Annotated in this window: 19 protein-coding genes; 17 read left to right on the top strand and 2 right to left on the bottom strand. The window is 72.5% G+C overall.

Annotation, left to right across the window (positions count from 1 at the left end; all coding sequences use genetic code 11):
- The first annotated feature begins 6 nt into the window (after positions 1–6).
- The 6 genes from AIF0345_RS14290 to AIF0345_RS14265 all read left to right on the top strand — a co-directional run bounded on the left by AIF0345_RS14290 (position 7) and on the right by AIF0345_RS14265 (position 4442).
- The gene (locus tag AIF0345_RS14290) at positions 7–1005 is read left to right on the top strand and encodes a DUF2599 domain-containing protein (protein WP_285296516.1); all 999 of its coding nucleotides are present in this window, start codon (positions 7–9) and stop codon (positions 1003–1005) included.
- Entirely contained in the window at positions 1005–1334 is a 330-nt protein-coding gene (locus tag AIF0345_RS14285) for a hypothetical protein (protein ID WP_285296515.1), read from the top strand. Before AIF0345_RS14290 ends, AIF0345_RS14285 begins: the two co-directional genes overlap by 1 nt.
- A 378-nt stretch (positions 1335–1712) precedes the next feature.
- Positions 1713–2075, top strand: a complete 363-nt coding sequence (locus tag AIF0345_RS14280) for a hypothetical protein (protein ID WP_285296514.1) — start codon at positions 1713–1715, stop codon at positions 2073–2075.
- A 648-nt stretch (positions 2076–2723) separates the two neighbouring features.
- Complete coding sequence (locus AIF0345_RS14275; protein WP_043559899.1) at positions 2724–3011, top strand: type II toxin-antitoxin system prevent-host-death family antitoxin; 288 nt, start codon at positions 2724–2726, stop codon at positions 3009–3011.
- Complete coding sequence (locus tag AIF0345_RS14270) at positions 3011–3427, top strand: type II toxin-antitoxin system VapC family toxin (RefSeq protein WP_043559897.1); 417 nt, start codon at positions 3011–3013, stop codon at positions 3425–3427. Before AIF0345_RS14275 ends, AIF0345_RS14270 begins: the two co-directional genes overlap by 1 nt.
- Before the next feature lie 82 nt (positions 3428–3509).
- Positions 3510–4442, top strand: coding sequence for a DUF3152 domain-containing protein (locus AIF0345_RS14265; protein WP_285296513.1), 933 nt, complete (start codon positions 3510–3512; stop codon positions 4440–4442).
- 96 nt (positions 4443–4538) lie between these two features.
- Here the strand turns inward: AIF0345_RS14265 and AIF0345_RS14260 are convergent, their stop codons facing one another.
- The gene (locus tag AIF0345_RS14260; protein ID WP_156966588.1) at positions 4539–4685 is read right to left on the bottom strand and encodes a hypothetical protein; all 147 of its coding nucleotides are present in this window, start codon (positions 4683–4685) and stop codon (positions 4539–4541) included.
- 360 nt (positions 4686–5045) lie between these two features.
- Here AIF0345_RS14260 and AIF0345_RS14255 point away from each other — a divergent pair, with 360 nt between their 5' ends.
- The 3 genes from AIF0345_RS14255 to AIF0345_RS14245 all read left to right on the top strand — a co-directional run bounded on the left by AIF0345_RS14255 (position 5046) and on the right by AIF0345_RS14245 (position 9000).
- Positions 5046–5780, top strand: a complete 735-nt coding sequence (locus AIF0345_RS14255; protein ID WP_285297951.1) for a CDP-alcohol phosphatidyltransferase family protein — start codon at positions 5046–5048, stop codon at positions 5778–5780.
- 1278 nt (positions 5781–7058) lie between these two features.
- Entirely contained in the window at positions 7059–8414 is a 1356-nt protein-coding gene (locus AIF0345_RS14250; protein ID WP_285296512.1) for an NAD(P)-binding domain-containing protein, read from the top strand.
- Between the two features lie 148 nt (positions 8415–8562).
- The gene (locus AIF0345_RS14245; RefSeq protein WP_043559892.1) at positions 8563–9000 is read left to right on the top strand and encodes a cupin domain-containing protein; all 438 of its coding nucleotides are present in this window, start codon (positions 8563–8565) and stop codon (positions 8998–9000) included.
- Positions 9001–9052: 52 nt separating this feature from the next.
- Here the strand turns inward: AIF0345_RS14245 and AIF0345_RS14240 are convergent, their stop codons facing one another.
- A complete protein-coding gene (locus tag AIF0345_RS14240) occupies positions 9053–9877 on the bottom strand; it encodes a class I SAM-dependent methyltransferase (RefSeq protein ID WP_404975943.1) in 825 nt (274 codons plus the stop codon).
- A gap of 176 nt (positions 9878–10053) precedes the next feature.
- On the opposite strand from AIF0345_RS14240, the gene gdhA reads away from it, so the two are divergent.
- From gdhA to AIF0345_RS14200, 8 genes are all read left to right on the top strand, one after another.
- A complete protein-coding gene (gene gdhA, locus AIF0345_RS14235; protein ID WP_285296510.1) occupies positions 10054–11391 on the top strand; it encodes an NADP-specific glutamate dehydrogenase in 1338 nt (445 codons plus the stop codon).
- A gap of 185 nt (positions 11392–11576) precedes the next feature.
- Complete coding sequence (locus AIF0345_RS14230) at positions 11577–12944, top strand: bifunctional UDP-sugar hydrolase/5'-nucleotidase (RefSeq protein ID WP_285296509.1); 1368 nt, start codon at positions 11577–11579, stop codon at positions 12942–12944.
- Positions 12945–12999: 55 nt separating this feature from the next.
- Positions 13000–13443 carry a sterol carrier family protein gene (locus AIF0345_RS14225; RefSeq protein WP_043559886.1) on the top strand — a complete coding sequence of 148 codons (444 nt, stop codon included), beginning with the start codon at positions 13000–13002 and terminating at the stop codon, positions 13441–13443.
- A 109-nt stretch (positions 13444–13552) separates the two neighbouring features.
- Positions 13553–14323: a DeoR/GlpR family DNA-binding transcription regulator gene (locus tag AIF0345_RS14220; RefSeq protein ID WP_268917075.1), complete on the top strand. Its 771-nt coding sequence runs from the start codon at positions 13553–13555 to the stop codon at positions 14321–14323.
- On the top strand, positions 14320–15342 hold the full coding sequence (locus tag AIF0345_RS14215) for a 1-phosphofructokinase family hexose kinase (RefSeq protein WP_268917074.1): 1023 nt from the start codon (positions 14320–14322) through the stop codon (positions 15340–15342). Before AIF0345_RS14220 ends, AIF0345_RS14215 begins: the two co-directional genes overlap by 4 nt.
- A 110-nt stretch (positions 15343–15452) precedes the next feature.
- Positions 15453–17549, top strand: a complete 2097-nt coding sequence (locus AIF0345_RS14210; protein WP_285296508.1) for a PTS fructose transporter subunit IIABC — start codon at positions 15453–15455, stop codon at positions 17547–17549.
- Positions 17550–17900: 351 nt separating this feature from the next.
- A complete protein-coding gene (locus tag AIF0345_RS14205) occupies positions 17901–18593 on the top strand; it encodes a FadR/GntR family transcriptional regulator (protein ID WP_285296507.1) in 693 nt (230 codons plus the stop codon).
- Between the two features lie 135 nt (positions 18594–18728).
- Positions 18729–20147: a four-carbon acid sugar kinase family protein gene (locus tag AIF0345_RS14200; protein ID WP_285296506.1), complete on the top strand. Its 1419-nt coding sequence runs from the start codon at positions 18729–18731 to the stop codon at positions 20145–20147.
- Positions 20148–20174 lie beyond the last annotated feature (27 nt).

Genomic DNA, 20174 nt, shown 5'->3' with positions numbered 1-20174 from the left:
CACCTGATGAAGACTCGAAGAACAGGCCCGATCCTGGTAGCCATCGCTACCATCTTCTCACTGTCCGCAGTTGTCGCGCCGGCCGGTGCCGCTCAGGCGAAGGATTCGGATGACGCGCTGGTCGCTGCGGGAGGGACCCTCATGCAGGAGAACCTCACCGCAGGGCAGGACCAGGACAGTTTCACCGCGCAGGCGGACACCACAACAACCACTCTTCCGCAGCAGCCCTCATCGGGAATCGTGCTGGACGGCAAGGACCCGACCGCCCCCGGAACTGCGATCGGCCTGCCCTACGCGGATGCGGCGGACGAAGCGCAGCCCTCCGATCTTGGCGGCGTCACCTACGACAACAACAACGACAGCACCACCACGGCGCTTCCCAAGAGTGATGGCTCGCTGCAGATCGCTACAACAATCACCTCTGCACAGGCGCCCAGCGACTACACTTACACAATCACCGGCAGTGAGGGCTCTCACCTCCAGCTGGAAGACAACGGCATGGTCTCCCTGCTCAGCGCGGATGGGAATTGGGAAGGAGGCGCGGCGCCCCCTTGGGCCAAGGACGCCAACGGCAATCCCGTGGACACTACCTACAGCGTGGACGGCAACACTCTGACTCAGCACATCGCGTTCGACGAGACTACGGCCTTCCCCGTCGTGGCGGACCCGTGGTGGGGAACCCTCATTGATCACACCGAGTGGGCGGATGACCTGTGGGAGTGGAGCCCCACCCTCATGGTCTACCCGACCTGGTGGGGGAGGGTGGTCGGAATAGTCCCCGGCTCTCCCGCATCGTCTCTGTACGGGGCCGCCGCCTGGCAGGAGACTCTTGACAAGACGGAACGGGAGGGCCATCCTGATCCTGATACCAGTTCCATGCGCAACCAGTTCTACTGCCACTGGGACTGGGTGAGGCTTCGGCGGCCTTTTAAAGAGAGTTGGAACCTGGACAGCGGACTCCCCGATAAGGGGTATGATGGATTCATCCAGAGTGGGTGCAACTAGTGAGGGAACAACAGCAGGACATCGCACTGCGCAGGGCGGTTGTTGCCGTCCTGGTGGTGCTCAATGTGAGCGTCATCTGCTTCTACGGGCTGTGGCAGGCGGCGGACACGATTGCCGTCAACCGGGCTGAGGAGCACGGCTTCGATCCGCAGCAGCTGCTGCCTCACGATATGTTGTTCTGGTTTGCCGCGCAGGCTTCGCTGCTCAGCCTCCTGGCCTTCGATGCGCTCGTCATTGTTATCGTCTGGCGCCGGGCGCGGCGACGCCGCCAGGATCCACGACCCGGAGCCGTCAACGCTCCGCCCAAGCAGATGGTCCGGGAGGGTTGACCGCAGGCGGCGGCGCCGGCACAGCAGTCTGAGTAGTCGAGTCAGCCGCCCGCGCCGCCATCAACGCAGTGAGAACCGCATGCACGCGGTCGGTGCAGGGCGGGGCACGACGCGCCTCGCCCTGCACCGGCTGCATCGGTTCTGCATTGTCGGCGGCGGGGCCGGCCACGGCAGCCGCCGTTGATCGGCGGCGGCAGGCCTCCGGGGCGGTGAGTCTTGTCCCGTATCAACGCTTTTCGTTCACTCGGCTATGGGAGGAATTCCGATGAATATCCGAGAATCAGGTCCGATATCGGTAGTTGTCAATACCACTGTCTCGCCGTCTGAGAGGTGCTGCGCACCTCTGACCTGTGGGTACACTCAGGGTGGGTGCAACTAATGAGGGAACAACAGCAGGACATCGCACTGCGCAGGGCGGTTGTTGCCGTCCTGGTGGTGCTCAATGTGAGCGTCATCTGCTTCTACGGGCTGTGGGCCAGTGCGAATACGATCACTGGGAATCGCGCTGAGGAGCACGGCTTCGATCCGCAGCAGCTGCTGCCGAACTTCGTGCCGTTCTATTTCGCCGCGCAGGCTTCGCTGCTCAGCCTCCTGGCCCTCGACGCGCTCGTCATTATTGTTGCCTGGCGCCGGGCGCGGCGGCGCCGCCAGGATCCACGGCCCGGAGCCGTCAACGCTCCGCCCGAGAGGGTGGGCCGATCGCCGGACCCGAGGGCGCAGCGCTCTGAGCGGACTGGTTGATGACCCGTTGGCAGACGGCGGCGGGGTGGCCCGTCAGCGATCTTGCCGAGTCTCTGGAAGAGGTCTTCCACAGGCCGGTCGACCTGGTTTCGCGGTGCTCGCTCCACCCCGTGATCCGCGACCGGGCCGTGGTGGAGCGAAGGCGCTCTGTGAGGCGGCCTGAGTACCTCTACGTTCGTAAGATGCGCGACGCCGCCGTGCGGATCATCGATATCGTCGGGTCCTCGGGACGGGCTGAGGTCGAGCAGGATCGCAACCGTGCTGATGCTCTCATGCGGAGCTGCGCGGCTCTCGGCGAAGTTGCCGCCAGACTGCTGGGCCCTGTCGCGGAGGTGCGGGCCGGTGGCGCTTACTACGCTCCTTTGTGCCTTACTGTACGAGGGGAAGGAGCGTAGTAAGGGACAAAGGAGCGTAGTAAGCGTTGTTGTCGGCTTCTACGGGCTGCGCCGCCGCCGCCGTCGTCGACCGGTGCCGCGAGGCCGCCGCTGGCCGACGACCGTCCGGGAGGCCCGCCAAACGGCGCAATGGCGCCCGTCTCCGGGTGCGGCGACGAGGCGGCCGAGCGACCGATCGCATGAGAGGTTGACGCGGCCCTTCCGGAGGTACATCCTTACGTCGTTACACGTACCTACTCCGGAGGTGGCCTGAATGACAGCGGAGGCAACAGCAACGTTCACCGCACGTGAGTTCAACCGGGACGTGAGCGCCGCCAAGCGCGCGGCGGCTGACGGCCCGGTCATCGTCACCGACCGCGGGCGTCCCGCGTACGTGCTGCTCGAGATCGACGACTACCGGCGGCTCACCGGGCAGCCGGACGAGGAGCCGAGCGGCGAGGAGCTCGTCAAGCAGCTCAGCATGAGCGAGGAAGACTACGTCAGCTATGTCAACGCCGACTTCAGGCCCGGCTTCTTCGGCGCCAAGATTCCGGAGCTCTGATGTTCCTCCTCGACACCAATGTCATTAGCGAGCTGCGCAAGCCCGAGGGGAGAGTCTCGCCCGAGGTCGTGCAGTGGGTCTCGACGCAGAACGCGACCAGCCTCTACGTCAGCATGGTCACCCTCTACGAGCTGGAGGTCGGCGTGCGCAGGCTCGCACGCCGTGACGACGCGGGCGGCAGGCGGCTCCGCCGCTGGATCGACGACCAGTTCCTGCAGGCCTTCGGCGACCGGCTCCTGCTGCTCGACGCCGACGTCGCGCGTCAGGCGGCCGCCCTCCAGGTGCCCTACCCCCGTCCCGAGCGCGACATGTACATCGCCGCGACCGCCCTCGTCCACGGCATGACTCTCGTGACCCGCAACGTGAACGACTTCGCCTCCACCGGCGTCGCCCTGCTCGACCCCTGGCACGCCTGAGGCGGCGCCGGGTGCATGCCGGGCGGGGCGGTGGTCCTGATCTCACCGGCCTTCTCGGAATGACTGTGCCTACTATGCAGTCATGTCCCCGTCGCTCTCACGTCCTCCTCGGCGGCCCGCCCGTCCGTCGTCGGCCTCAACCGGCCGCGGCCGCGCGGGCTCCGAGACTCGCGTCGCCTCCGACCACGCAGCGGACGGGGGCGCGCGGCGCCGTCGTGCCGGCCGCCTCGTGCTGACCCGGCCGTGGAAGCTCGTCCGCGCTCTCCTGATCCTCGTCGCCGTCATCGCACTTGTCGGTGTGGGTGTGCGCGTGTGGACCGGCCACGGCATCGGCGCCACCGCGGTGCCCACGGCCTCGGACGCGGCGCAGGAGCCCGCTGAGGCGCCCGCCGCTGAGGCCGCCCCCAGCTCCAGCTCCGAGCCGACGGCGAGCCCCTCGCCGCGCGTGGACGACAAGGGCTTCACCCACAGCGACGTCGTCGGCGACGGCACCTGGACCGTCGCCGCCCCGGTGCCCCCGTCCCAGCCGGGCGCCGACACGGTCTACCACTACGCGCTGCGGGTCGAGGGCGGCGCCGGCGTCGACCCGGCGGCGGCCGCCGCCACGGTCCAGAGCGTCCTCAACGACGACCGGGGCTGGCGCACCCTTGAGGATGTCTCCTTCGAGCAGATCAGCGACCCGGAGGCGGCGGACTTCGTCCTGTCCATCGCGACGCCGCCGACGGTGGACTCGATATGCGCCCCGCTGGAGACCAAGGGCATGTGGAACTGCCGCAACGGCGACAACGTCGTCCTCAACTCCGACCGCTGGACCTACGGCACCCCCACCTTCTCCGACATCGACTCCTACCACGTCTACGTGATCAACCACGAGGTCGGGCACTTCCTCGGGCACGAGCACGAGTTCTGCGCCGGAGCCGGCCTCAAGTCGCCCACCATGGCGCAGCAGAGCCGCACCCGCGAGGGCGGCTGCACGCAGAACGGCTGGCCCACCGAGGACAACCAGGCCCCCTGAGAGGCCGAGATCGGTTCGGTTCCGCGTCGAGATCGGTCCGCTGCGCAGCCGGTTGCCGACGCCGGGTGGAGTCGTGCTCTGCGCGCCCAGCGCCGGTCACTCGGCGAACAGTACGTCGAGCTCGCGAGCCGCCGCCATGAGCCGTTCATCTCGCGTCCACACCAGGGAGCCGGCCTCCGCCAAGACCGACGCCAGCAGGTGGGCATCCACGGCCGACCAGACATTGGTGTCGACGAGGATCACGGCTGCCCGCCCCGGTGACGCGGCGCCGCCCGGGCGCGGGCGTCCGTGCCGCCGAGGGCCGCGAGTCTGCGGGCGCTCTCGGCGCGGAAGTCGACCGATCTCGGCGAAGGGGGCGGGTGGCTGGCGGGGCGGGGGCTGTAGGACTCAAGGCCTCACGAGAAGGCTGTGAATATGCTTAGAGTGCGGAACCGCATCCTTGCGGACCGGCTCCGGGTACGGCTCCCCTCGCCGGGGACGTGTCGGCATCGGAGACCCCGTAACCTACGGCAATCCCCTAGCATCTTGAGAAGGTTCATCGTGCCTCCCACACCTGCTGCCGCATCCGTCTCCGTCGGCTCGCCCGGCCCCGCGGGCACTCATATGTCGCGCCTCTTCGCCTGGGGAGTGCACGCCTTCACCATGTCGGGGCTGGTCTTCGCGTCCCTGGCGGTGCTCTCCATCATTCATGACGAGATCGGCTGGATGTGGGTGTGGCTGGCCATCGCCCTCGTCGTGGACGGCATCGACGGCACCTTCGCCCGCCGAGCCCGGGTCAAGGAGGTCATCCCGTGGTTCGACGGCAGCGTGGTCGACATCGTCATCGACTACCTGACCTGGACCTTCATCCCGGCGGTCTTCATGTACCTCAGGATCCCGATGGGGCCGAAGCCGATCGCCGGCGTCCTGCTCATTGTGATCCTGGTCTCCTCGATGTTCTGCTACGCCAACGAGGGCGAGAAGTCGAACGACAACTACTTCGTCGGCTTCCCCGCGGCCTGGAACATCGTCGCCGTCATGCTGTGGGTGCTCCACACCCCGGACTGGCTCAACGTGGCGGCGACGCTCGTCCTGACCGTCCTCACTCTCGTGCCGACCCACTACGTCCACCCGGTTCGCGTCAGGCGCTTCCGCGCGCTCAACATCGCCGCGGTGGGCGTATGGATCGCAGCCACCGCCTGGCTCCTCGCCGTGCACCCGGTGCACCCGCTTGTGGAGGCGCATCGGGGGCGTCCGCTGGTGGCGGTGGTCCTGTCGGTCGCGAGCGGCGCCTGGCTGCTCGGCGTCGGCGTGCTGCGCTCCGTCCGGGGCGAGGATCCCCGGCCCTCGCAGGACTGAGGTCTCGGTCCTCGCCGGGCCGGGCCAGGCCCCGGACGATCAGCCGCTCGCGCCACCACCGCAGCGCCTCGAGCCCGGCGCTGCCCACGATCATCGCCACGACGATCGCAATCACCTCCGGCGGGTAGTTGCGCCCCTTGGTCCAGAAGTACACGTAGGGGGCCAGGAAGGTGACGAGCGTGGTCATCAGGCCGAGGAGCCGGTAGCGGATCCTGCGTCCCGTCACCATCTCGACAAGGCCCCACGTGTAGGGGATGGCGGTGAGGACGTCGATCGTCCACAGCACCCACACCCGGCCGTGGAAGCCCGGGACGAAGGCCACCGGGACGGCTCGCAGGGAGGAGTAGATGAACACCACGAGGTAGGCCAGCGCCACCGGGTTCCACAGCATTCGCAGGGTTCGCGAGCGCGGGACCACCTCCACGCCGCTGCGTCGCAGCGCCCCGATCGCCCGGGACGAGCAGCGCAGGGTGTCCACGCCCGCGAGCACGGTGCGCAGGTAGCGGCGCGAGTCGTCGCCGTCGTCGGTCAGGGCCAGGAGAAGCGCGAGCGGGCTCACGGCAATGACAACGGTCTCGGCTGGGGCGGGTACGGCGCCGGGTGCTGGTGGGGCGGGTACGGCGCCGGGTGCTGGTGGGGCGGGCACGGCGCCGGGTGCTGGTGGGGCGGGCACGGCGGCGAGCACCGGATCGGGGTTGACGGCGGGGGGCGCTCCGGCGTCGTCGGGCTCGGCGCCCTCGGCGATGGGCCCGGGCAGCGAGACGACGTGGACGAGCCCGTCGCCGATCGTGCGGGTGATCAGCGGAACCGCCTCGGCCACCACCTCGCACAGCCACAGCCGCACCCCCTGCTCGAGGGCGTGCCCGAGCGCCTGGCCGAGCCGCCACCCGGCGCCGTCGGGCAGACGCAGCTGGGGCGCCGTCGTCGTGGCGAGATCGGCGAGTGCCGGCAGCTCCAGCACCCGCCTGACCCCCAGGTCCCCGCAGCGGGCCACTCCCGCCAGCTCGCGGATGCGCGCCGCGTCAATGCGGTGACGGCGGATGAGCCGCTGGTCGAGCACAGAGCGCGCGGTCAGGGCGCGCACTGCGACGACGCACGGAGAGGAGAGCACAGGCGGCAGACTGCCAGATCGGGGGTGCTCTCGGCGAGTCGGGCCGTCCCGCGCCGGTGCGCCGGCGGGCGGGGCGGCGGCTGAATGCGGGCGAGCCCGCCTGCCGGGCCGCCGGGCGCACCCGCCCCGATGCGGACGAGCCGCAGCCGATGACGCATGATGGTGATGTGAACGCCACGGACCCAGACCCGCATGCCCCTGACGCAGTCGATGCCGCCGTTGCCGACGTCGTCGTCATCGGGGCCGGGCAGGCCGGGCTGGCCACCGCGGGCGAGCTCGCGCGCCGCGGCCTGCGACCGGGGCGCGAGCTCGTCGTGCTCGACGCCGAGGAGGGCCCCGGGGGCGCCTGGCGTCACCGCTGGGACTCCCTGACGATCGGCGGGGGGCGCCGGATCGCGGACCTGCCCCGGTTCCCCGCCGGCGACCTGGACGAGGCGGCCCCCAGCAACATCGTCCTGCCCCGGTACTACCGCCGCTACGAGGAGGCGCGGGGTCTTCGGGTCCTGCGCCCGGTGCGTGTGACCTCGGTGCGCTCCACGCAGGTGCCCGCACGGCTGCTGTCCACGGGGGGCGCCCACGCGGCCGGCGGCTCCGCGTCCGGCAGCATCCCGACGCGCATGAGCCGCAGGCCGGACCCCGTGCGCCGCGACACCCTCCTGGAGGTCGAGGCGGACACCAGGGGAGGACGGCGCACCTGGCTGGCGCGCATGGTCGTCTCCGCGGCCGGCACCTGGAGCCACCCCTACATCCCGCACGTGCCGGGCAAGGACGGGTTCGCCGGCGAGCAGCTCCACACCGCCACCTACCGCCGGGCCGAGGAGCTGGCCGGGCGGCGCGTCGTCGTCGTCGGCGGCGGGCTCACCGCCGTGCAGATGATCCTGGAGATCGCCCCCTACGCCGCCTCGGTGACCTGGGCCACGCGGCGCCCGCCGAACTTCGCCGCCGGTCTGGGCGACCTCTGGGGAGCTGCCGTGGAGCGGGCGGCCGGCGCGCTTGTCGCGGGTCCGGTCCCGGCCGGCGTCGTGCGGCCGGTGGGCGCCTCCGTCCTGGCGGAGTACATCGATGGCGTCGACCGGGGGCTGCTCGTCTCCAGGGGGATGATCAACCTCATAGGCGAGCGCGCGGTTCGCTTCTCCCCGGCGGCCACCGGCGCCCAGCCCGACGGGTTGGACCCCACCGCGACCACGGGCGGGGGGCTGGCGGTGCCGGACTCGTGGGACCCCTACCCGAAGCCCACCTGGGTCGAGGCCGACACCATCTTCTGGAACACGGGGTTCAGGGCGGCGCTGACGCACCTGTCGCCGCTGCGCCTGCGCGATCGGATGGGTGAGGCCCCGGACGACGGCGGCGACGACGGTCACCGCTACGAGTCGGGCATCCGCATGGAGGGGCGCACCGGAGTGGCCAAGGACCCGCGCGTGCTGCTGGTCGGGTACGGTCCCAGCGCCTCGACCCTCGGCGCGTCACGGGCCGGCGCGGAGGCGGCGCGCAGGATCTGGCGCCGTCTGCGGCACCAGGGGTGAGGGGGCCTCGCGTCTGGGGCGTCCGTGTGAGATCGGACTGGATGTGAGTCCGGGTCGGCACCGGGGGCGAGGGGAGGCCTGGAGGGGCCTGGTTTCGCCGCGGCGTCGCCCCTAGCCTGGCGGTACGTATCGCTTTGAAGGAGCAGCCATGACCTCCACGACCGACGAGACCGCCTTCGCGACCGAGAACATCTTCGGCAAGGGCGAGCCCAACACCGCCTACGCCCAGTACTTCACCGGGCAGAGCTTCCTGCGGAACCTGGTGACGGACCCCGAGTGCGCCGTCGGGGTGCACAACGTCACCTTCGAGCCGGGCTGCCGCAACAGCTGGCACATCCACCACGCCACCAGCGGCGGCGGCCAGGTCCTCATCTGCACGGCCGGCTCCGGCTGGTACCAGGAGGAGGGCAAGGACGCCGTCTCGCTGACGCCCGGAGACGTCGTGTTCACGCGCGCCGGCGTCAAGCACTGGCACGGCGCCAAGGCCGACTCCTGGTTCGCCCACATCGCGCTCGCGGTCCCGGGCGAGAACCCCTCCAACGAGTGGCTCGAGCCGGTTGACGACGCCGCCTACGCCGCCCTGTGAGCCAGCGCCGGGCCGGCCCTCGTGGCGGGGCGGGCGGCCCCGCCCCGGCCCGCTACCGGTGGGCGAGGGCCTCGCCGTGGACGACGACGAACCAGCCGTCGTCCGCCTCGGCCCACTCGTGCCACGCGCGCGCCATCTCCTCCAGCTCATCGGGGTCGGCCAGCCCCAGCTCGACCGCCCGCGGGCCGAAGGAGGAGCGGCAGCGCTCCGCCCAGGTCCCGCCCCACCAGGCCCGCAGCTCAGGCGTCGCGTAGCACCAGGTCGACGCCGAGGGCTCCACCTCGCCGAGTCCCGCGGCGCGGAACCAGGACAGCAGGCGGCTGCCGGCGTCGGGCTCCCCGCCGTTGGCCCGCGCCGTGGCCATGTAGACCCGGCGCCAGCGCTCCAGGGCGGGCGGCTGCGGGTACCAGGCCTTGGCCGAGTACACGGAGTCGCGCGCCGCCACGATCCCGCCCGGGCGCGTCACCCGGCGCATCTCCCTCAGGGCGGACACCGGGTCGGCCACGTGCTGGAGCACCTGGTGGGCGTGGACGACGTCGAAGGAGGCGTCCGCGAAGGGCAGGGCGCACGCGTCGCCGTCGACCAGCTCGACGCAGTCCGCCAGACCCCGGGCCTTAAGGGTCGCCCGCGCCGCCTGAAGCGCCGCCGGTGCGCCGTCGAGCGCGATGACGCGCCCGGGGGCCACCGCCTCGGCGAGGTCGGCGGTGATGGTCGCGGGTCCGCAGCCGACGTCGAGCAGGTCGAGACCCGGCCGCAGGCGGGGCAGGAGGTAGGCGGCGGAGTCGGCGGCGGTGCGGTGGGCGTGGCTGGCCAGGACGGCGGGGGAGTGCCCGTGGGTGTAGCGGGTGCGCTGGGTGTCGGTCACGGTGAGGAGCATACGGGCCGGGACGAACCGATCTCGGCGCGGATGTGACGGCCGGAAGCTGTCGGAGGGTGAGATGTTTCATCTCAGTTTCCGGCGCGGTGCCAGGGTTGTGCCTCGACGAGGGCGACGCGCCCCGCAATCCGGTCGTGCGCCTCCCGCAGTCCTCGCACAATAGTGAAGGAGTCCCCATGCAGGGAGTTGTCGAGAAGGTCTACGAGCAGGTCGTCGATCGCAACCGCGGCGAAGCCGAGTTCCACCAGGCGGTCCGTGAGGTTCTGGAGTCCCTGGAGCCCGTCATCGCCAAGCACCCCCACTACGCCGATAACGCGCTCCTGGAGCGCGTCGTCGAGCCCGAGCGCCAGGTCATCTTCCGCGTGCCGTGGGTCGACGACGCCGGAGCGGTCCACGTCAACCGCGGCTTCCGCGTCGAGTTCAACTCGGCCCTGGGCCCCTACAAGGGCGGCCTTCGCTTCCACCCGAGCGTCAACGTCGGCATTATCAAGTTCCTCGGTTTCGAGCAGATCTTCAAGAACGCCCTGACCGCCCAGGGCATCGGCGGCGGCAAGGGCGGCTCCGACTTCGACCCCCACGGCCGCTCCGACGCCGAGGTCATGCGCTTCTGCCAGTCCTTCATGACCGAGCTCTCCCGCCACATCGGCCCGTCCACCGACGTCCCCGCCGGCGACATCGGCGTGGGCGGGCGCGAGATCGGCTACCTGTTCGGCCAGTACAAGCGCCTGCGCAACGCCTACGACGCCGGCGTGCTCACCGGCAAGGGCCTGGCCTGGGGCGGCTCCCTGGTGCGCACCGAGGCCACCGGCTACGGCACCGTCCTGTTCGCCCAGTCCATGCTGGCCACCAGGGGCGAGACCCTGGAGGGCAAGAAGGTCGCGGTCTCCGGCGCCGGGAACGTGGCCATCTACGCGATCGAGAAGGCCCAGAAGCTCGGCGCCACCCCCATCACCTTCTCCGACTCCTCCGGGTACGTCGTCGATGAGGCCGGCGTCGACCTCGACCTGCTCAAGCAGGTCAAGGAGGTCGAGCGCGGCCGCGTCAAGGACTACGTCGAGCGCCGTCCCGGCGCCCGCCTGGTCACCGAGGGCCGGGTGTGGGACGTGCCCGTCGATGTGGCCCTGCCCTGCGCCACCCAGAACGAGCTCGACGGCGACGCCGCCGCCACCCTGCTCAAGGGCGGCTGCACCGTCGTGGCCGAGGGCGCCAACATGCCCTCCACCCCCGAGGCCGTCGAGGCCTTCCAGTCCGCCGGCATCCTCTACGCGCCCGGCAAGGCCTCCAACGCCGGCGGCGTGGCCACCTCCGCCCTGGAGATGGAGCAGAACGCCGGCCGCACCCGCTGGGACTTCGCCACCGCCGAGGCCAAGCTCGACGGCATTATGACCGACATCCACGACTCCTGCGTGGCCGCGGCCGAGGAGTACGGCCGCCCCGGCGACTACGTGCTCGGCGCCAACGCCGCCGGCTTCACCCGGGTCGCCGACGTCATGATGGCCCACGGCATCGTCTGAGCCCGCGCCCGCCGCGACGACGGCGCCCGACCGGCCCTGAGAGGGGGCGGCCGGGCGCCGTCGTCGCGGCGGGGTCTCGGAGCGGTCTCGGGTCGGAGACGATTGCGTCGCGCAGGAGGACGCGGCCGCCGTCGCAGATTACCCTTGTTCCAACCCACTCCCACCTCCTCCCAACCAGGATCGCCATGCGACCGAATCCCTGTGCGAAGGCGGCTGCTGCACTCGCGGCGCTGGCCTTGGGCGCATTCGCCCCAACGGTTCTCCCTCCCGCGGCCGCGGCCGAGCAGACCGCGGCCGCCACGACCACCATCACCGTGCTCGGCATCACCGACCTGGACGGGCGCATTGAGAGAACCGCCGACCCCGCGACCGGGGCGGTGACCGGCCCCGGCGCCGTCACCCTGGCGTGCGAGGTCGCCCGGGCCCGCGAGTCGAGCCCGGACGCCCTGCTCGTCTCCTCCGGCGACAACGTCGGCGGCTCGACCGCCTCCCCGGCGCCGCTGGAGGACCGGCTCGCGCTGGACGTCCTCAACGCGATGGGCGTGGACGCCTCCGCCCTGGGCGGCCACGAGCTCGGCAGGGGAATGGACGACCTGACCGGCCGGATCCTGCCCGCGGCCGCCTTCCCGTACCTGGCGGCCAACCTCGCCGACCCGGCCCTGGACGCCGAGGGCGACGGCGGCGCGCTCATCAGGGACGTCGGTGGCGTCAAGGTCGGCCTCATCGGCGTCGCGACCGACGAGTCGCCATCCCCGGTCGCCCCCGCGGCCGAGGCCGCCAACGCCAGGGCCGCCGAGCTCAAGCGCACCGGTGCCGCCGACGTCGTCGTCGTGCTCGCCCACGCCGACGCCGCCGAGCTGGCCGCCCGGCTCACCGGCAGCGTCGACGTCGTCCTGGGCGGCCGCAGCCACGTCACTCGCCCGGGGGAGGGCGGGCCCGCCACCGTGACGTCGACCGACGGCCGGGACATCGCCGTCCTCCAGGCCGACCACGACGGCCGCGGCCTCGCCGAGGTCTCGCTGGTCTACAGCACCGCCACCCGTGAGGTCTCCGTGGCCGGTGCCGCGGTCAAGGACCTGAGGGCCTCCGACTGCGCCGCGGACGCCTACGGCGTCGGGAAGATCGTCTCCGAGGTCTCCGCCGAGGCGACGGCGCCGCCCGATCAGCGCGACGCCGCCACCGGCTCAGAGTCGCGCGGCGCCGCCGACGGCGCCACGCCCAGCGCCGACGCCGAGGCCATCGACGACGGCGCCTCCGTCAGCGCCGCCTCCGGGGGCGCGGGCAAAGGCGTGAGCCGCGAGCCCGCCACTACTGCGCGCGCCGAGGAGATCATTGTCGCCCCGCGGCCGGTCAGGCGGTCGGACCGCGGCAGCGACCTGGCGCGCACCGGCGCCTCCATCGGGATCGGGGTCTTCGCCCTCGGGCTGGTCCTTGCCGGAACGATCTTCCTGATCCGCAGCGGGCGCGCCGAGGAGGACCTCGATGAGCCCGACGACGTCGCCGATGGCGCCGCCGAGGCGCGCACGCCGGACGATCCTCCAGCCTACGACTGACGCGGCGCAGGTAACCGATCTCGGCGAAAGGGGCGGCGGGGCGTAGCCTGGGGCTATGCCAGCTCGACGTCGGATCGATCCCGCCGCAGGCGCCCGGGCGGTTCGCCGGTGGGCCGCCGCCAGTGTCCGAGGCGCCGCCGGCGCCGCGGGCCAGGCCGCCGCTGACGGACCCGCCACCGGTCGAGTCGCTGACGAGACCGCCGCACCCGACCGGCGCACCCTGGCCACCGCCGTCCGCTTCACGCTCGAGGAGCTGGCGGCCTGCGCGCCCGGCCGCGCCGTCGAGGTGCGTGTCCCGCCCTACGGAGTGACGCAGGCGGTCGCCGGGACGGTCCACCGCCGCGGCACGCCGCCATCCGTCGTCGAGACGGACGCCGGCACCTGGCTGGCCCTGGCCACCGGCGGGCTCGCCTGGGACCAGGCGGTGGCCGAGGGGGCCCTGCACGCCTCCGGGGAGCGTTGCGACCTGTCCGCCTACCTGCCGCTGCTGCGGGTCTGACGCGGCCTCCTGCACACCGCCCCTTCCCCTCATGCCCGGTCGGGCGTAAGATCAGGTCCCGTTCGGGCACCAGGGTGCCCGAACGGGCAAGACGGTCGAGGGGGTGCGCATGAATGTCGAGCAGCGCCAGCAGGCGATTGTCGACGCCGTCACCCGTGACGGGCGCGTCTCGGTCACCGAGCTCGCCGCCCGCTACGACGTCACCGTCGAGACCGTCCGCCGCGACCTGACCGCGCTCGACCGGCTCGGGGCGCTGCGCAAGGTCCACGGCGGCGCGGTGCCCGCCACCGTCCTGGCCCTGCCCGAGACCGGCGTCGCCGAACGCGAGCTCGTCGGCTCCACCGTCAAGCAGGCGATCGCCCAGGCGGCCCTGCCGCACCTCCGCCTGCGCGAGGGCACTACCGTCCTGCTCGACGCCGGCACCACCGTCGGAGCCCTCGCCCGGCGCCTCCCCGGCGGGCTCGACCTCGCCGTCATCACCGACTCCGTGCTCACCGCGGCGCTCCTGGCCGGGCGCAGCGACCTGACCGTGCGCATCCTGGGGGGCCAGGTGCGCGGTATCACCCAGGCCGCCGTCGGGCCCGAGGCCCTCGAGACGCTCGCCGCCACCCGCGTCGACGTCGCCGTCATGGGCGCCAACGGCCTGACCGCCGAGCACGGCCTGTCCACCCCCGACCCCGACGAGGCCGCCGTCAAGCGCGCCATGATCCGCGCCGCCAAGCACGTCGTCGTGCTGGCCGACGCCACCAAGATCGGCCAGGAGCACCTCGTGTCCTTCGCCGACCTGGCCGACATCGACCTGCTGGTCACCGACTCGCCACTGCCCACCGCTATCGCCACTGCTCTCACCGCCCTAGGAAGCGAGGTCGTCACCCCATGATCGTCACCCTCACCCCCAACCCGTCCCTGGACCGCACCGTCAGCCTGCCCGGCCCACTGGTCCGCGGCGGCGTCAACCGCCTGGGCGGTGTCGTCGTCGAGCCCGGGGGCAAGGGCGTCAATGTCGCCCGCGTCCTGGTCTCCGCGGGGCAGCCGGCCGCCGCCGTCCTGCCCGCCGCCGCCCACGACCCGCTCCTGCTCGCCCTGGAGGCCGCCGCCGCGGCCCCCTCCACCGGCTCCGCCGTCCTGAGCACGCACGCGGTGACCGTGGCCGCGCCCGCCCGCATCAACACCGCGGTCACCGAGCCCGACGGCACCACCACCAAGCTCAACGAGCCCGGCGCCGCGCTGAGCCCGGAGGAGATCGACGCCGTGGAGTCGGCGCTCCTGGAGGCGGCGACGGCCGCGGCCGCCGGCGAGGGCGCCCGCCACTGGGCGGTCCTGTCCGGCTCCCTGCCGCCCGGGGTGCCCGCCGACTGGTACGCCCGCCTCGTGCGCCTCCTGCGCGGGTCCGCCCCCGGCCTGCGCATCGCCGTCGACACCTCGGACGAGCCCCTGGCCGCGCTCGCCGCAGGCCTGCCCGAGTCCGCCCCCGACCTGGTCAAGCCCAACGGCGAGGAGCTCGGCCAGCTCGTCGGCCTGCCCGCCGACCGCGCCATGGCCCTGGAGGAGGGGGCCGCGCACGGGGACCTCACCCCCGTCGCCGACGCCGCCCGCATCCTGATCGACCTGGGACTCGGCGCCGTCATGGCCACCCTCGGCCCCGCCGGGGCGGTCCTGGTGACCGGCGGAGGCGCCTGGCACGCCACCGCGCCCAAGGTGCCGGTCGCCTCCACGGTGGGCGCGGGGGACTCCTCCGTCGCCGGCTACGTGCTGGCCGACGTCCGCGGCGGCGACGAGCCCGAGCGGCTGAGGACCGCCATGGCCTACGGCTCCGCGGCGGCCTCTCTGCCCGGCACGACCCTGCCCACACCCGGCGACCTGCCCGAGCAGGAGGTCGTCGTCACCCGGCTCGCCTGAGAGCCCAGCCCCTGACCAGCCGGCGCCCCGGCTCTTGAGCCCGCGCCCCGACCCATGACCCGCTGACGCGCCACCCGGCCCCAGCATCCATCGGACAACGAGGAAGCAACATGCCCCCTAACGCAGCGCCCTCCGAGGCGTCCACACCTCTGATCACTCCCGAGCTCGTGCGGCTCGACGCCCTTCCCGGCTCCACCAAGAAGGACGTCATCGAGTTCCTGGCCCAGGTCGTCGCCTCCGCGGGGCGCGCCGACACCACCGAGGGTCTGGCCGGCGACGCCCTCGCCCGCGAGGCGACCGCCCCGACCGGCATCCCCGGCGGCATCGCCATCCCGCACTGCCGCAGCCCGCACGTGCTCGCACCCTCCCTCGGCTTCGCCCGCCTGGCCGAGGCCGTGGACTTCGGCGCAGCCGACGAGCAGGCCGCGGACCTGGTCTTCATGATCGCCGCCCCCGCCGGGGCTGACGACTTCCACCTCCAGCTCCTGGCCAAGCTCGCGCGCGGCCTGATGGACCCCGAGTTCACCGACGCCCTGCGCAAGGCCACCACGCCCGAGGACGTCGCCCGCATCGTCACCGAGCAGGTTGAGCCCGAGCCCGCCGACGCCGGTAAGGCCGCCGAGCCCGCGGCCGAGGCGCAGGCCCCCGACCTGTCGGCGGACGGCACCGTCATCGTGGGCGTCTCCTCGTGCCCCACCGGCATCGCCCACACCTACATGGCCGCCGAGGCCCTGGAGCAGGCGGGCAAGGAGCGCGGCGTCACGGTGAGCATCGAGGGGCAGGGCTCGGGCAAGATCGACTGGCTCGACCCCGCCCTCATCAAGCGCGCCGACGCCGTCGTCTTCGCCCACGACCTGCCGGTCAAGGGGCGCGACCGCTTCGCCGGCAAGCCCATGGTCGACGTCGGGGTCAAGGCGGCCGTCAACGACGCCGGGGCGCTCATCGACCAGGCCCTGGCGGCCATGAAGGACCCCGACGCCGTGCGCGTGCCCGCCGGCGGGGAGGCGGCCGACGACGCCGAGGAGGAGAACGTCCACTGGGCCCGGCGCCTCCAGCGCTCGGTCATGACCGGCGTGTCCTACATGATCCCCTTCGTGGCGGCCGGCGGTCTGCTCATCGCGCTCGGGTTCCTGTTCGGAGGCTACGACATCACCGCCACCGCCAAGAACATTGTGGTCGGCGACCCCGACAAGGGCGTTCTCGCCACCAGCCTGTGGAACCTGCCGGATCTGTCCAACGAGAGCTACGCTGCCGGCCACGCGTTGTTCGGCTCCTCGCTCATGGCCTATATCGGCGCCGTTCTGTTCCTGCTGGGGAACACGGGCATGGGCCTGCTCGTCCCGGCGCTGGCCGGCTACACCGCCTTCGGCCTGGCTGGGCGCCCTGGCATTGCCCCTGGTTTCATTATGGGGCTGGTGGCTATCGCCACGAACTCGGGCTTCATCGGAGGTCTCATCGGAGGCATTCTCGCCGGCTACATGGCTGCCTGGCTCGCCGGACTGAACGCGCCGCGCTGGCTGCGCAGCCTCATGCCCGTGGTCATTATCCCGCTGTGCACCACAGCCGTGGCCGGCTCGATCATGTACATGCTGCTGGGCAAGCCGCTGGCCTCCTTCATGAGTTGGCTCACCCAGTCCCTGACCACCATGGCCGACAACGGCGCCGGCGTCTTCCTGGGCGTCATCCTGGGCCTCATGATGTGCTTCGACCTGGGCGGTCCGGTCAACAAGGCCGCCTACCTCTTCGGCACCGCCGGCCTGGCCGCGGCTTCCGCTGACAACACCGCCCCTTACGAGATTATGGCGGCCGTTATGGCCGCAGGCATGGTTCCGCCCATCGCCCTGGCGCTGGCCACCACGATCCGCCCGAAGCTGTTCACCGACGTCGAGCGTGACAACGGCCGCGCCGCCTGGCTGCTGGGCGCCTCCTTCATCTCCGAGGGCGCCATCCCCTTCGCCGCGGCCGACCCGCTGCGCATCATCCCGCCCGCCATGGTGGGCGGCGCGGTGACCGGGGCGCTGTCCATGGCCATGCACGCCGGGTCCAGGGCCCCGCACGGCGGCATCTTCGTGTTCTTCGCCATGGACAACTTCTTGGGGTTCGTCGTCGCGATCATTGTCGGCGCGCTCATCACCTGCGCCGGCGTGCTGGCGCTCAAGCAGCTGGCCGCGAACAAGAAGGCCGCCGCCGAGGTCGCCGTCGCCTGAGACGGCCGGGCCGCGGCCGTCCCTCGGGGCCGTCGTGACCGCCCAAGGCCGCCGGGCCGCGCGCCCGCTGAGGCCGCGCCCAACGCGCCCGCTCACCCGCCCGGGTGCGAGGATCCGCTCCTCGCACCCGGGCGGCTGCACGTGGTGATGCAGAGTGGAACCGATCGACATAATTGCTCAGAGGGGTTGGCGGTTGCGGCTGCGGTGAGTGCTGCTCGGCCGCGATACCTCATCACCGCTGTTAGTTGGTAAGTCAGGGATGTTCCTGGTGGGTGCGCGGGAAGGGGTCTTGCGCCCATAGGTGACGCCGTCTACACTCTCTGCGAGTCCTCAGAGGAATTGGGGGAGTGAGTGAGCCAGAGCCGTGTCGACGCCGCCGTCGAGGAGCTGCTGCGCCGCATTGTCGGCGGCACCTACCCGGCCGGCGCCGCCCTGCCCGGGGAGGGCGCCCTCGCCTCCGACCTGTCCGTCTCGCGCCTGACCGCCCGCGAGGCCACCCGCGTCCTGGCCACCCGCGGCGTCCTGTCCGCGCGCCAGGGCTCGGGCACCTACGTCAACGAGCCCGCCGCCTGGCAGGACCTGGGCAGCCTGGCCGCCCTCGCCCGCCGCAACGGGTCCGAGCGCGAGGTCGGCCTGGCGCTGCTCGAGGTGCGCCGCATGCTGGAGGTCGGCTCCGCCGGGCTCGCCGCCGCGCGCATCACCGCCGACCGGCTCCGGGCCATGGAGGCCGCCATCGCCGCGCTGCGCCGGGCGGACGCCGACGACGACGTCGACGCCGCGGTCGCCGCGGACCTCGACTTCCACGACCACATTATCCGGGCCGCATCCAACCCCTTCATCGGCGTCACCTTCGCCCCGCTGCGCGACGAGCTCGTCGTAGCGCGCCGCGTCACCTCCGCCCACCACGAGGTGCGCGCCCACGCCGTCGTCCAGCACGAGCGCATCCTGACGGCGCTGCGCCTGGGGTCCCCCGACGCCGCCAAGGCGGCCATGCGCGCCCACATGGACCAGACCACCAACGACCTGCTGGAGTACACCGCCTGAACCCGCACCGACCGCCACCCGCCCGGCCGCCGTCCCGCCGACGCGCCCGCCCCGGCCCGCCCAATCGCCACAACCCCCGCAACCGCGGCGAGAAGCCGCACGACAACCGCATTGACGTCACAAAGGAGTGCACCCATGAAGACCCTGGACGAGCTCACGGCCGGCCTGCCCGCCGGCCCCGCCGTCGACCCGGCCGGTGTGGCCGCCGCCCTGAACCGGACCCTCGTCGTCCTGGACGACGACCCCACCGGCACCCAGTCCGTCGCCGACCTGCCCGTCGTCACCGGCTGGAGCGTGGAGGACCTGACCTGGGCCCTGTCCACCGGCGCGCCGGCCGTCTACGTCATGACGAACTCCCGCAGCCTGGATCCCGCGGACGCCGAGCGGGTCAACGTCGAGGTCGTCACCAACGCCCTGGCCGCCGCCGAGCGCGCCGGTGCCCGCGTCGCCTTCGTCTCCCGCTCCGACTCCACCCTGCGCGGCCACTACCCCCTCGAGCCCGCCACCATCGCCGACCTCCTGGAGCGGGCCGGCACCCGCGTGGACGGCATCATCCTGTCCCCGGCCTTCCCCGACGCCGGCCGCCTCACCGTCCACGGCACGCACTACGCGGGCGGCCCCGCCGACGGCTTCGTCCCCGTCGGCCGCACCGAGTTCGCCGGCGACAAGACCTTCGGCTACAGCGCCTCGTTCCTGCCCGCATGGGTCGAGGAGAAGACCGCAGGCGCCGTTGGTGCCGCCGACGTCGCCGTCATCGACCTGGCCACCCTGCGCACCGACGAGGACGCCGTCGTCGCCGCCCTGTCGGCGGCCCGGGACCGCGCCCCCATCGCCGTGGACTGCGTGGAGGAGAACGACCTGCTCCTGCTGGCCCGCGCGCTCCAGCGCGCCGAGGACGCCGGGGCGACCTTCGTCTACCGCGTCGGCCCGCCCTTCGTGCGCGCCCGCATCGGCCAGGCCCCCCGCGCGCCCCTGAGCGCCGCCGAGGCCCGGCCCGCCGACTTCGCCCCCGACTCCGACGCCGCCGGCGGGCTGGTCGTCGTCGGCTCCCACGTGGGGCTCACCGGCCGCCAGGTCGACGCCCTGCGCGCCGCGACCGCCACCCCCGAGGTCGTCCTGGACGTGCCCGCCGTGCTCGACCCAGCCCGGCGCGACGCCCACGTGCTCGCCGTCGCCGAGCGGGCCGCCGGGGCGCTGAGGTCCGGCAACGTCGTCGTGCGCCGCGGCGGCGCCTTCGTGGCCGGCCGGGACGCCGAGGAGTCCCTCGACTTCGCCCGGCGCGTGTCGGCCGCCGTCGTCGAGGTCGTCCAGCGGGTCGTCGCCACACGCTGCCCCCGCTTCGTCATCGCCAAGGGCGGCATCACCTCCTCCGACGTCGCCGGCCGCGGCCTGGGCATCAACCGGGCCCTCGTGCGCGGCCCCATGCTGCCCGGCATCGTCTCCCTGTGGGAGCCGCAGGACGGGCCCGCCGCCGGCGTGCCCTACATCGTCTTCGCCGGCAACGTCGGCGACGACGACTCCCTCGCCCGGGTCGTGGCCACCCTCAACGGCTGAGCGCGCCCGACCGACCGCGGCGCCCGC

This window comes from Actinomyces israelii, assembly GCF_030253495.1.
Classification (GTDB): domain Bacteria; phylum Actinomycetota; class Actinomycetes; order Actinomycetales; family Actinomycetaceae; genus Actinomyces; species Actinomyces israelii.
Note: the sequence above shows the minus strand (reverse complement) of the source record. Positions and strands in the feature narration are given on the sequence as shown.